The sequence below is a fragment of the Granulibacter bethesdensis genome (assembly GCF_001889545.1).
Classification (GTDB): Bacteria; Pseudomonadota; Alphaproteobacteria; order Acetobacterales; family Acetobacteraceae; genus Granulibacter; species Granulibacter bethesdensis_B.
On record NZ_CP018194.1, the window covers coordinates 158,363 to 169,848 of the forward strand.

The following is an 11,486-nucleotide window of genomic DNA, read 5'->3' on the forward strand; positions in this document are numbered from 1 at the left end:
ATGATGCCCGGTATGGACGCTATTTTCCTGGCGCGGCTCCAGTTCGCCTTTACGGTTGGCTTCCACATCGTTTTCCCTGCCTTCTCCATCGGGCTGGCCAGTTACCTGGCGGTGCTGGAAGGGCTGTGGCTGAAAACAGGTCGCCCTGTTTATCTGGATCTGTTCCGCTACTGGTCGAAAATCTTTGCCGTCGGCTTCGGCATGGGGGTCGTTTCCGGTCTGGTGATGTCCTACGAATTCGGGACCAACTGGGGTGCTTTCGCTGCCAAGGCCGGTCCCGTCATCGGTCCCCTGATGGGATACGAAGTGCTTACGGCCTTCTTTCTGGAAGCCGGTTTTCTGGGCATCATGCTGTTCGGCATGGAGAAAGTAGGGAAGAAACTGCATTTCCTCGCCACCTGTCTGGTCGCCCTTGGCACGCTGATCAGCGCCACCTGGATTCTGGCGGTGAATTCATGGATGCAGACCCCTGCCGGTTACACGATCGATGCGGCAACGGGACGTTTTCTGCCTGCGGACTGGGTGGCCGTGATTTTCAATCCATCCTTTCCGTTTCGCTTTGCCCATATGGTGCTGGCAGCCTTTCTCAGCGTGTCTTTTGTGGTGGGTGGCACCGGGGCCTGGCATCTGTTGCGCGGGCGTCGCAATGATGCTGTGCGGACGATGTTTTCCATGGCGATGTGGATGGCCGCACTGGTCACGCCGCTTCAGGTGCTGGTCGGTGATGCACAGGGTGGGAATACGTTAAAGCACCAGCCAATCAAAATCGCGGCGATGGAAGGATACTGGCGCAATGGTGCTCCGGGGGCCGGTGTGCCGATGGTCTTGTTCGCCCTGCCGGATCAGAAGGCGCAGGAGAACCGGTTCGAGATCGCCATCCCGCATGTCGCCTCTCTGTATCTGAAGCATGACTGGACGGGGACAATTCCGGCTCTGACCGATGTGCCGCCTGAAAACCAGCCGCCTGTGATTGTGGTGTTCTTTGCATTCCGCATAATGGTTGCGCTGGGTATGCTGATGCTCGCGGTGGGGCTGTGGAGCCTGTATGAGCGCTGGCGCGGCCGGTTGTTCGACACAGTCTGGCTGCATCGTGCGGTGCTGACGCTTGGCCCTGCCGGATTTGCAGCCGTGCTGGCGGGCTGGGTGGTCACAGAGGTCGGGCGGCAGCCTTACACCGTATATGGGCTGTTGCGTACGGCGGAGAGTGCCTCCCCCATTGGCCTGCCTGGCATGGCGATTTCACTGAGTGCATTCGTGATCGTTTATCTGATTGTCTATGCGGCCGGGATCAGCATTCTGCTGCGTATGATGGGCAGGCCGCCTGAACACGGGGAGGCCCCGCCTGCGCCCGAGCCGAGCCGTGCGGCCGGTATTGTGCCCGGACCTGCGGGTGCCGTTGATGATCTGCATCGTGACAATCACACCATCCGCCCGGGGAGCGTCGTATGATAACCGAAAATCTTCCCTATATCTGGGGCATGATCATAGCCGTAGCGGTACTGGCCTATGTGCTGCTGGACGGGTTCGATCTGGGATGCGGCATCCTGTTTCTGGTGGAGCGCGAGGATGAGGACCGGGATGTGATGGTAAATTCCATTGCGCCGGTCTGGGATGGCAACGAAACCTGGCTGGTTATGGGGGGCGGCGGCCTGCTGGCCGTGTTCCCCGTTGCCTATGCGATTTTGTTTTCCGCCTTCTATCCCACCATTATTGCCATGTTGCTGGCGTTGGTCTTTCGCGGCGTGGCGTTTGAGTTCCGTTTCAAGGCCCATACCGTCCGCGGGCGTGGGTGGTGGGACCGGGCTTTCTGCCTTGGCTCACTGGTGGCAGCACTGTGTCAGGGCATGACGCTGGGTGGCATCCTGCAGGGCGTGCGCCATAATGGCTTCGCCTATACGGGAGGCTGGTTCGACTGGCTGACCCCTTTCACTGTGTTGTGTGGGGTGGCGGTCGTCGTGGGATACACGCTGCTGGGAGCCTGCTGGCTGATCCTGAAAACCGAGAACGGGCTGCATGTGCGTGCCCGCCATTATGCGAAACCGCTTTTCATTCTTCTTCTGGTGCTGATTGCCGCAGTGAGCCTTTGGACCCCGTTGCTGAACGAAACCTATCGGCTGCGCTGGTTCTCCTGGCCCGGCATTGTCCTGACGGCTCCTGTTCCGTTGCTGGTGGCAGCGACGGCGCTGGGATTCTGGCGGTCCTTGCAACAGAAACGGCATGCGGCCCCGTTGCTCTATGCGGTCGGGATGTTTCTGCTGTGCTATATCGGGCTGGGGATCAGCCTGTTCCCCAATATCGTTCCACCAGCCCACGGTACGACCCCGCTCTCGTTGGTCGATGCGGCGGCTCCTGCGGCCAGCCAGATGTTCCTGCTGGTTGGGGCGGTTGTGCTGATTCCGATGGTGCTGGGCTATAACGCCTATTCCTACTGGATTTTCCGGGGGAAAGTGCGGCACGGCGAGGGCTACCACTGATGCGCAGCCATCTGCGCCGACTGGCCTGGTTCGCCGGGTTATGGGTGGCCGGTGTTGTGGCCGTGGGCGGGGTGGCGGAGCTTCTGCACTGGGTGATCCGCCGCACCATGACGGGATAGAATTGCAAAAGGGGCGCTCGCTGCCATGGCGCCCTTTTCTGCTGTCGTCACGCCTGATTGATTTCGATCAGATTGCGCCGGATACGGCGGCCACGTTCGATTTTATCGACGATATAGTCCTCATCGCCCCAGCGCACGGCCCGCGCCATGGCCTGAGCGTCCTCCGTGAAGCGGGCCAGCATCTCCAGCAGGGCATCCCGGTTATTGAGGAAAATATCCCGCCACATGATCGGGTCCGAAGCCGCGATGCGGGTAAAATCCCGAAACCCGGAAGCCGCAAATTTCAAAACCTGCTGGCGGCTTTCATCGGCCAGATCATCGGCGGTGCCGCAGATGGTGAAGGCGATCAGATGCGGCAGATGGCTGACGATGGCCAGCACGCGGTCATGATGGGCTGGCTCCATGATCTCGACCTGCGCCCCGCAGCCACGCCAGAGGGCGGAGACTGCTTCGATGGCTTCTTCAGCGGTATCGGGGGGAGGCGTCAGCAAGGTCCAGCGATCCCGGAACAGGGTGGAAAAACCTGATTCCGGGCCGGAATATTCGGTACCCGCCAGCGGATGGCCGGGCACGAAATGCACATGCGGGGGCAGCAGGGGGCCGACATCCCGGATCACGGATTGCTTGGTGGAGCCGACATCGGTCAGCACGCAGCCTGGCGCCAGATGAGGGGCGATCTTTTCAGCCACATCGGCAAAGGCGCCGACCGGGACGCAGAGAATCACGGCATCTGCATCCTGTACCGCCCGCGCCGGATCGGCCTCGCAGCGATCGGCAATGCCCAGTCGGGCAACACGGTCCAGAATATCGGCTCGGTCACAGGCAACGATTTCATCGGCCAGCCGGTTTTCCCGCACCGCCCGGGCCAGAGAGCTGCCAATGAGGCCCAGACCGATCAGGGTCAGCCGGCGAAAGAGCGGAGAGGCTTCCGTCATGATGCGGCATCGCTGTCGGCTTGTGCCTGCACCATGAAATCGCGCAGGGCTTCGGCTACCAGATCGCATTCTTCGTTTGTGCCGATGGTGATGCGCAGATAGGCGGGCAAGCCGTAACTGGCGACGCGGCGCACGATCAGCCCCCGAGTGCGCAGCCAGCGATCGGCGGCGCTGGCGCGTGCTTCGCTGCCGAAATCCGCCAGCAGGAAATTGGTGACGCTCGGCAGAGTGGGAATGCCGATATCGAACAGGGCTTTGGCCAGTTTTGCGCGGGCGGCGCTGTTATGGGCGCGGCTGCGCTCGATCCAGCCCGGTTCTTCCAGCGCACCGATGGCGGCGGCCTGCACGGCGGTGTTGACGGTGAAAGGTCCGCGCACCCGGTTCAGCACATCCACGATGGCAGGCGGTGCATAGGCCCAGCCGAGTCGTAGGCCGCCCAGCCCGAAAATCTTGCTGAAGGTGCGGGTCATGACGGTATTGTCGCCCTCATCGACCAGTCCCACGCCTGGGTCATAATCGGGATCATCGACATACTCGGCATAGGCCGCATCCAGCACCAGCAGCACATCAGGCGGCAGGCTCGCCCGCAGACGTGTGATTTCGCTGGTGGGGAGCATGGTGCCGGTGGGGTTGTTCGGATTGGCGATGCAGACCACTTTTGTACGCGGGGTCACGGCGCTCAGCAGCGCATCGACATCGGTGGTCAGGGCCTGTTCCGGTACTTTTACCACTGTGGCCCCGGCATAATGGCCGTACATCTCGTACACGCTGAATCCGTGCACGCTCATGATCAGTTCCGAATCCGGATTGCTGTAGGCCATGCAGAGATGCGCGATCATTTCATCCGATCCGACACCGCAAACGATGCGGGCCGGATCGAGACCGAAATAACGCCCGATGGCTTCCCGCAACGCGTGGGAGCCGCCATCAGGATAACGGTGCAGGCAGGACACGGCCTTCAGATAAGCCTGCTGCGCGGCAGGCGGCGGCCCGAACGCGCCCTCATTTGAAGAGAGTTTGATCACCTGCTCGACGCCGGGCAGTTTTGATTCACCGCCGACATAAGGGTGAATGGCCTCGATACCGGGATTGGGGCGGGGGCTGCTCATGCTGCGTTTCCCGCCTGCGGGGATGGGACAGGGACCGCATAGCATCCCAGCACGACAGGCGGACGCAACAGGGGCGTCAGGGCTGCCAGCCGGGGATCGGAATCCTCAACAAATCCGGCGACATCTGCCAGCACATGGGCGTCATCCGCCCCCGATATGCGACGCAGGATCGTATTGCCGACCGAAAAACCGGCATTGATCAGCATTTGTGTCAGCCGTGCCCGGCTGATGTCGGAAGCGATTTCCAGACCCAGTAAAGCGCGGTCATCGCCGGACGGATCGGGCGCGATGGCTGCCACCGCCATGGCATCGGCACGGGGAGCGCCTTCGGGCCGGGTGTTCCAGACGGGTAAGCGGGCGACGATATGGATGCGGGGCGCATCATGGTGCAACAGGGCGGTCCACCATGCGGCACGGGGCGATTCGTCATCGACCGGGGCCGGGACCACGGCCACCATGGTCTGTCCGCTGCTGACATCGGCAATGGCCTGAGCCGGGCTGCCATAGATGCGCAGTGGTGTCAGGGCCCCGAAATGCTCCCGCGCGATCTGGGTCATGGCGGCGGAGCCGTCATCGCTGTCGCAGACCGAGACGGTAAAATTGCGTTGCATGCTGTTCGATCCGGCGAATAGCTCCCGCCAGATACGGATGATGGTGTGTTCCGGGAACTGTCCCTGATGGCGTCCGAGCAGACGGCGAATGATCGCTGCTTCCCGTCCTGGTCGGATCGAGACACCGCTCTTTGTTGTGGCGATGGAACGGACTGTTTCCGCCCGTTGGATCAGGAGATCGTGCAGTGCATCATCGATCGTATCCAGTTTTGCGCGCAGCATCCCCAGCGCTGCTTCGGCCCCGCCGGTGGAAGCGGGAGACGATGCATCCGGTGGAGACAGAACAGGCGAGGCAAGACCAGACAGAATGGGGCGCATGACGATATCGGGCCAATATTCGGGCGCCTGTTGTGCAGGGGCCAAATCCTTAATGAAGATCGACCTGATAGCCGAAGCATGCCTCGCTGCAAAGCATTGCAGTATCAGCCATGGCGGTTGAGCATGGGCGGGGTGGTTGCACGATGGGCATGAGAGGGCATAGTCACCCTTTGCCGGGAGCTGCCCCCCGGAGCCATGACCGGATGAAGCCATCTGTGAATACAGCGCCACAAAAAGATGTTTTCGTCTTTCGGGATGGCCTGCCGCTGGATAATGGCGGCAGCCTGGACGGGATTCGCATTGCCTATCGTACCTATGGCGCGCTGAATGCAGATGCCAGCAACGCGATTCTGGTGTGCCATGCGTTGACGGGTGATCAATATGTGGCTGATCCCAATCCCGTCACTGGCAAGCCTGGATGGTGGTATGGTGTGGTAGGACCCGGCTGCCCGATTGATACCAACCGTTATTTCGTCATCTGCTCCAACGTGATTGGCGGTTGTATGGGCAGCACCGGGCCGCGCAGCCCTCGTGACCCGGACATGCCGGATGATGCGCCCGGTGTAGAGTTGTGGGGTACCGATTTTCCCAGTCTGACCATCCGGGACATGGTGCGCGCCCAGAAAAAACTGATTGAGCATCTCGGCATTGCACGCCTGTTTGCGGTGATTGGCGGCTCTTTTGGCGGGATGCAGGCCCTGCAATGGGCGGCAAGCTATCCGGATGCGGTGTTCGCGGCGATCCCGATTGCCACGGCCTCCTTCCATTCGGCGCAGAACATTGCCTTCAACGAAGTCGGGCGGCAGGCGATTTTCGGTGATCCGAACTGGAACGGGGGGGCCTACTGGCGCACCGGAAACATGCCGGAGCGTGGTCTGGCGGTGGCCCGGATGGTGGCCCATATCACCTATCTCAGCGAACAGGCGCTGGCGCGGAAATTCGGACGCCGGGTGCGTCGTGACGGGATGGGGGGGGAGACCGCCGCCAATCTGTTCGGGGAGATGTTCGAGGTCGAAAGCTATCTGCGCTATCAGGGTGGCGCGTTCGTGAAGCGGTTCGATGCCAATTCCTATCTGACCATCACCCGGGCGGCGGATCATTTTGATCTGGCGGAAGAATATGGTGGTGATCTTGCGGCGGCGTTTGCGGGCACGAAAACACGGTTCTGCGTTATCTCCTTCAGCTCCGACTGGCTTTACCCTACGGCCGAGAGCCGCCATATCGCCCGCGCCCTGAACCGTGTGGCGGCGAATGTGAGCTTCGTGGAAGTGACCTCCGACAAGGGACATGACGCGTTTCTGCTGGATGAACCGGATTTCCATCGCGTGCTGAATGGTTTTCTTGAGGGATGTGCCGATCATGCCGGGCTGGCGTTCAATGGTTTTGGCGGTGGCTCCGCATTGCTGCGGGTGGAGGCATCATGAACAACCTGTCCTCTCCGCCCGAGCCTTCGCACGCCATGCGGCATAGCGGGCGGAACATGCGGCTTGATCTGCGTCTGATCGCGGAGATGATCGAGCCGCGCAGCCGCGTGCTGGATATTGGCTGCGGCGATGGCGCGCTGATCGAGCATCTGATGCGCACCCGTGGCTGCGACGCGCGCGGGATCGAGATCGACATGGCGGAGGCAACGCGGGCGGTCGCACATGGCCTGTCAGTGATGCATGGTGATGCTGATGAGGATCTGGCGCATTACCCGGATGATGCGTTTGACTACGTCGTGCTGTCCCGCACGCTTCAGGCAGTCGAACGCCCCCGGGAAGTGTTGCGTCAGATGTTGCGTATCGGCAGCCGGGCGCTGGTGAGCTTCCCCAATTTCGGGCACTGGCAAGTGCGGCTTCAGTTGCTGGTATTGGGCAGAATGCCGATGACCGGGGCATGGAACCGCGTATGGCATGAGACTCCCAATATCCATCCCTGCACTATCCGCGATTTTTTCGAGTTGTGCGCGCAGGAAGGCTATCAGGTCGAACAATGGCTGGCAGCGGGGGAGGCCGGTCAGCGCTCTCCCTGGCGGCGCTCGGCAAGGCTTGCCAATCTGTTCGGGGAACAGGGCCTGTTCATGCTGCGCAAGGCATGAAAAAGCCCTGGTCTGTCAGACCAGGGCTTGAAATCCGGGCGGGGCAGTAACGCTCACACCGTATTTGATGAACGACCGACGATGAAGCGGTAGACTGCCAGAATGATGATGGCGCCTACGACCGAGCCGATAAAGCGGGCGCCATCCTCGGGACCATACCAATGCAGGGCGCGGCCAAGCCAGGTTGCAACCAGAGAGCCGCCAATGCCCAGCAGGATGGTGACGATGATACCACCCGGATCACGTCCCGGCATGATCAGCTTGGCCACGGCCCCGACGATCAGGCCAATGAGAATAGTCCACAGAAGCGAAAACATTGCAGTGCGCCTTTGATGCAGGTCTCCAGACCGATCATGACGCATGAACGCTGAAAAGGTTCAGCCATGACGATGCCAGGGCTTCATGATGCCAGGGCTTTATGATGTCTGAACAGGAGACTGTCCTGTCAGCTTTATGGCTCCTGAGGCGGTAGAAGAGCTATCGGCCTCTTCAGCATCCGATAGAGCCTTTGGTGTGGCGGCATGCAGGATGAGCACCGCGCGCAGGCCCGGATTGTTATCTTCAAGTCGCAGGACACCCCCATGCAGTTGGGCTACCGCCTGCACCAGAGCGAGACCGAGACCTGATCCGGGCGTGCTGCGGGCGGTTTCGCCGCGGAAAAAACGCTCTGTCGCCCGGTTGCGGTCGGCTTCCGGAATACCGGGGCCGTTATCTGCAACCAGTGCAAAAATATCTGCTCCATTACGCCAGCCGCTCAGATGCAGTGTGCCGCCGGTGGGAAGGAATTTGATGGCATTGTCGAGCATATTCGCCAAAGCCTGTTGCAGCAGGCTGCGATCACCGAAAATCGGCAGCGGATCGGGGCAGTCGAACACGAACAGAAGGTTTTTCTCTTCGGCCAGCGGTTCGTACAGCTCACAGAGATCGGCCATAATGGGTTGAAGGTCCGTGCTGGCAAAAGCGGATCGTCTCGCGCCGCTTTCAATTTCTGCGATCCGCAGCAGGCCGTGAAAAATTGCCGTGACACCATCCAGATCGGTAATGGCGCGCTCGACCGCGGCAGCCAGTTTCGTGTCTTCCTCGCTATGGGTCAGCGCATCTTCCAGACGGGCGCGAACCCGGGCAATGGGGGTGCGCAGATCATGGGCGATGGCGTTGGAGACCTGCTTCACGCCCTCCATCAGCCGGCCGATCCGGTCCAGCATGTCATTGACGGTTTCGGCCAGACGATCAAATTCGTCTCCCCGCCCGGAGAGTTTGACACGGCGGGTCAAGTTCCCGGCCCCGATGGCGGCGGCAACCGAGGAGATATCGGCCAGTGACCGCCGGAACAGCCCCCTGACCACCCAAGCCCCCGCAACGCTCAGGGCGATCACGACCACCATGGCCCAGACCAGTGACCCGGTCAGCAGATCCCGCAGCCGTGCCCGCGCCTGTACATCGCGCCCGACCAGAAGATGAAAGCCGCTGGGCAGGTCGAAGCGGCGGATACGCGCCAGAGATTTGGTTCCGGCCCGCTGGATCGACAATTCGAACCAGGTATTGGTCGTGTTCATCTGGGTTGGCCAATGCGCCAGATTACCGGCGATTCGCCTCTGCTCGGGATCAGTCAGCAGATAGATCGCGTCATCATCCAGATTTTCACTGAGACGTTCCTGAATCCCCTGCACAAGGGCCGGCAGACCCCCATCGTTCCAGCGCTCCGCCAGCCCCTGTGCATCAGTGAGAATGGCTGTCTCGGTCTGGCGATTCAGCAGACCGGCCGTGGTCCACCAGAGGAAAACCGCCAGAGCCAGGGCGCTGATGGCGAACAGCCCCGCATAGAGCATGGCGAAGCGCACACTGGCGGAGGGCACCAGCGAGATATTGCGCCGGAATGCCCGCAACCACAGACTCCAGCGGCGCAGCAGGGACCGCCGGGGAATGGCCCCTTCAGCCATCCGCCCGGAGCATGTAGCCAGCGTTGCGCACGGTATGGATCAGGCTGACGGTAAAGGGCTTGTCCACTTTCTGCCGCAGGCGAGAGACATGGACGTCGATCACGTTGGTTTGAGGGTCGAAATGATAGTCCCACACGCCCTCCAGCAGCATGGTGCGGGTCACGACCTGATCGGCATGACGCATCAGGAATTCCAGCAGGCGGAATTCCCGCGGCTGAAGGTCTATTTTCTGGCCACCGCGCTTTACGCTGCGGGACAGCAGATCCATTTCCAGGTCTGCAACCACCAGCTTGGTGGTGGGGGCATCGGTCTTGCCGCGTCGTGTCAGTGCTTCCACGCGGGCCAGCAGCTCGGAAAAGGCGAAGGGTTTGGAAAGGTAGTCATCGCCACCCGCTTTCAACCCTTTCACCCTCTCATCCACGCCGCTGAGCGCGGAGAGAAACAGCACCGGCGTATTGACGTCCTGGCTGCGCAGGGTTTCCAGCAGGCGCAGACCATCGACGCCGCCCGGCAGCATGCGATCAAGCACGATGGCATCGAAATTCTCGCTGGCGGCCATGAACAGCCCATCCCGTCCGTTATCCCGGTGCTCTACCGTGTGGCCTGCCTCGCGCAGTCCTTTCACGATGAAGCCGGCTACGTCCTTATCGTCTTCAACAAGTAAAATGCGCATTCTTCAGCCCGCATGTTCTGCCGGTCGGCGACCGACGGTGATCTCAATGTCGATGTCACGTCCCTGACGCTGTACTGTCAGACGGGCAGTGCTGCCGGGGGGAATGGCTGCAATGGCGCGGATCAGACTGCGGGCGCTCTGTACCGCAGCACCGTTGACAGCCTCTACCAGATCGCCGGCACGAAGCCCACTCCGCGCCGCCGGTCCATTCCTGTCGACACTGGCGATCAGCACGCCTGCCATATCGGTCTGGCTGGAATCCTCAACGGCGACCCCCAGCCAGCCGCGGTCGATATGTCCTTTGCTGCGCAGGATTTCCACCACATGGGCGGCCAGTTCGGCAGGGATGGCGAAGCCGATTCCGACGGAGCCGCCAGTGGGGGAGACGATGGCGGTGTTCAGCCCGACCACCTGCCCGGCCATATTGAAGGTCGGGCCGCCGGAATTGCCGGGATTGATTGGCGCATCAAGCTGCAGGAAATCGTCGAACGGGCCTGCCCCGATGTCACGCCCGCGAGCGGATACGATCCCCGCCGTGACGGACCCGCCCAGCCCAAAAGGATTCCCTGCGGCGAGAATCCAGTCTCCGACCTCCACCACACGGCTGTCGCCCCATGTGACATAGGGCAGCGGGCGGCTGGTATTCACCTTGATGACGGCAATATCGGTCAGATCGTCGATCCCCAGCACACGGGCCGGAAGTTCCGAACCGTCGGAGAGGGAGACGATGATGCGGTCGGCATGTCCGACCACATGGTTATTGGTGATGATAATGCCTGATGGATCAAGGATGAAGCCCGAGCCGGCCCCCATCACCTGTTCCCTCCGTCCACGCAGTTTGTCGCGAAACTGCTTTTCGAACGGCGTGCCTTTCAGCTCTGGCGGCATCTGCGCCAGTGCTTCCTGTGGCGAGAGCGATTCGGTAACGGCAATATTCACCACGGCCGGCATGATTTTCTTGACCAGCGGGGCAAAGCTGTCCGGTGCCGTGCGGGCCTGACAGGCGCTGGTGGACAGCAGCATTGCCGCCAGCATGACGATGCAGAAAGCACGGCTGCGATTTGGGCGATCTTTTGGGTGGCCCTTTGGGTGGCCCTTTGGGTGGCCATGAGATGGCCGTGGCCGGTCAGGCTTGGAAAACGGCATGCAATCAGAAACCTTACGAATCTGTCATTCTAAGCGTAACCCATATTCGATCCCATGGCGTCAAGCCTTCCGCGTCAGGAC

At 61.2% G+C, this 11,486-nt stretch carries 11 protein-coding genes; 4 read left to right on the forward strand and 7 right to left on the reverse strand.

From position 1 onward, the window contains the following. Together GbCGDNIH8_RS00675 and cydB are read left to right on the forward strand one after the other, a co-directional pair. Window positions 1–1,449, forward strand: a complete 1,449-nt coding sequence (locus GbCGDNIH8_RS00675; protein WP_072571715.1) for a cytochrome ubiquinol oxidase subunit I — start codon at window positions 1–3, stop codon at window positions 1,447–1,449. After that, complete coding sequence (gene cydB / locus GbCGDNIH8_RS00680) at window positions 1,446–2,474, forward strand: cytochrome d ubiquinol oxidase subunit II (RefSeq protein ID WP_081368761.1); 1,029 nt, start codon at window positions 1,446–1,448, stop codon at window positions 2,472–2,474. Before GbCGDNIH8_RS00675 ends, cydB begins: the two co-directional genes overlap by 4 nt. A gap of 166 nt (window positions 2,475–2,640) precedes the next feature. On the opposite strand, the gene GbCGDNIH8_RS00685 is transcribed toward cydB, so the two are convergent. From GbCGDNIH8_RS00685 to GbCGDNIH8_RS00695, 3 genes are read right to left on the reverse strand one after another with little or no spacing between them, the layout of a single operon-like run. Beyond that, entirely contained in the window at window positions 2,641–3,528 is an 888-nt protein-coding gene (locus tag GbCGDNIH8_RS00685; RefSeq protein WP_072571716.1) for a prephenate/arogenate dehydrogenase family protein, read from the reverse strand. Then, complete coding sequence (hisC, locus tag GbCGDNIH8_RS00690) at window positions 3,525–4,637, reverse strand: histidinol-phosphate transaminase (RefSeq protein ID WP_072571717.1); 1,113 nt, start codon at window positions 4,635–4,637, stop codon at window positions 3,525–3,527. The genes GbCGDNIH8_RS00685 and hisC overlap by 4 nt, the downstream gene beginning before the upstream one ends. Then, complete coding sequence (locus tag GbCGDNIH8_RS00695; protein ID WP_253736059.1) at window positions 4,634–5,611, reverse strand: chorismate mutase; 978 nt, start codon at window positions 5,609–5,611, stop codon at window positions 4,634–4,636. The genes hisC and GbCGDNIH8_RS00695 overlap by 4 nt, the downstream gene beginning before the upstream one ends. A gap of 158 nt (window positions 5,612–5,769) precedes the next feature. Here GbCGDNIH8_RS00695 and metX point away from each other — a divergent pair, with 158 nt between their 5' ends. Then, window positions 5,770–6,990, forward strand: a complete 1,221-nt coding sequence (gene metX, locus GbCGDNIH8_RS00700) for a homoserine O-acetyltransferase MetX (protein ID WP_072571718.1) — start codon at window positions 5,770–5,772, stop codon at window positions 6,988–6,990. Window positions 6,991–7,046: 56 nt separating this feature from the next. Continuing rightward, entirely contained in the window at window positions 7,047–7,646 is a 600-nt protein-coding gene (metW, locus tag GbCGDNIH8_RS00705) for a methionine biosynthesis protein MetW (RefSeq protein ID WP_072571719.1), read from the forward strand. Window positions 7,647–7,699: 53 nt separating this feature from the next. Here the strand turns inward: metW and GbCGDNIH8_RS00710 are convergent, their stop codons facing one another. The 4 genes from GbCGDNIH8_RS00710 to GbCGDNIH8_RS00725 all read right to left on the reverse strand — a co-directional run bounded on the left by GbCGDNIH8_RS00710 (window position 7,700) and on the right by GbCGDNIH8_RS00725 (window position 11,294). After that, on the reverse strand, window positions 7,700–7,963 hold the full coding sequence (locus GbCGDNIH8_RS00710; protein WP_072571720.1) for a GlsB/YeaQ/YmgE family stress response membrane protein: 264 nt from the start codon (window positions 7,961–7,963) through the stop codon (window positions 7,700–7,702). A gap of 99 nt (window positions 7,964–8,062) precedes the next feature. After that, window positions 8,063–9,586, reverse strand: coding sequence for a sensor histidine kinase (locus GbCGDNIH8_RS00715; RefSeq protein WP_253736060.1), 1,524 nt, complete (start codon window positions 9,584–9,586; stop codon window positions 8,063–8,065). Further along, window positions 9,579–10,259 carry a winged helix-turn-helix domain-containing protein gene (locus GbCGDNIH8_RS00720; protein WP_072571721.1) on the reverse strand — a complete coding sequence of 227 codons (681 nt, stop codon included), beginning with the start codon at window positions 10,257–10,259 and terminating at the stop codon, window positions 9,579–9,581. The genes GbCGDNIH8_RS00715 and GbCGDNIH8_RS00720 overlap by 8 nt, the downstream gene beginning before the upstream one ends. 3 nt (window positions 10,260–10,262) lie before the next feature. Next, window positions 10,263–11,294: a trypsin-like peptidase domain-containing protein gene (locus GbCGDNIH8_RS00725; RefSeq protein WP_253805631.1), complete on the reverse strand. Its 1,032-nt coding sequence runs from the start codon at window positions 11,292–11,294 to the stop codon at window positions 10,263–10,265. Window positions 11,295–11,486: the final 192 nt, after the last annotated feature.

Coding starts and splice junctions, on each gene's coding strand:
- GbCGDNIH8_RS00675 (WP_072571715.1), top strand. CDS start 1: ATGATGCCCGGTATGGACGCTATTTTCCTGGCGCGGCTCCAGTTCGCC.
- cydB (WP_081368761.1), top strand. CDS start 1,446: ATGATAACCGAAAATCTTCCCTATATCTGGGGCATGATCATAGCCGTA.
- GbCGDNIH8_RS00685 (WP_072571716.1), bottom strand. CDS start 3,528: ATGACGGAAGCCTCTCCGCTCTTTCGCCGGCTGACCCTGATCGGTCTG.
- hisC (WP_072571717.1), bottom strand. CDS start 4,637: ATGAGCAGCCCCCGCCCCAATCCCGGTATCGAGGCCATTCACCCTTAT.
- metX (WP_072571718.1), top strand. CDS start 5,770: ATGAAGCCATCTGTGAATACAGCGCCACAAAAAGATGTTTTCGTCTTT.
- metW (WP_072571719.1), top strand. CDS start 7,047: ATGCGGCTTGATCTGCGTCTGATCGCGGAGATGATCGAGCCGCGCAGC.
- GbCGDNIH8_RS00710 (WP_072571720.1), bottom strand. CDS start 7,963: ATGTTTTCGCTTCTGTGGACTATTCTCATTGGCCTGATCGTCGGGGCC.
- GbCGDNIH8_RS00715 (WP_253736060.1), bottom strand. CDS start 9,586: ATGGCTGAAGGGGCCATTCCCCGGCGGTCCCTGCTGCGCCGCTGGAGT.
- GbCGDNIH8_RS00720 (WP_072571721.1), bottom strand. CDS start 10,259: ATGCGCATTTTACTTGTTGAAGACGATAAGGACGTAGCCGGCTTCATC.
- GbCGDNIH8_RS00725 (WP_253805631.1), bottom strand. CDS start 11,294: ATGCTGGCGGCAATGCTGCTGTCCACCAGCGCCTGTCAGGCCCGCACG.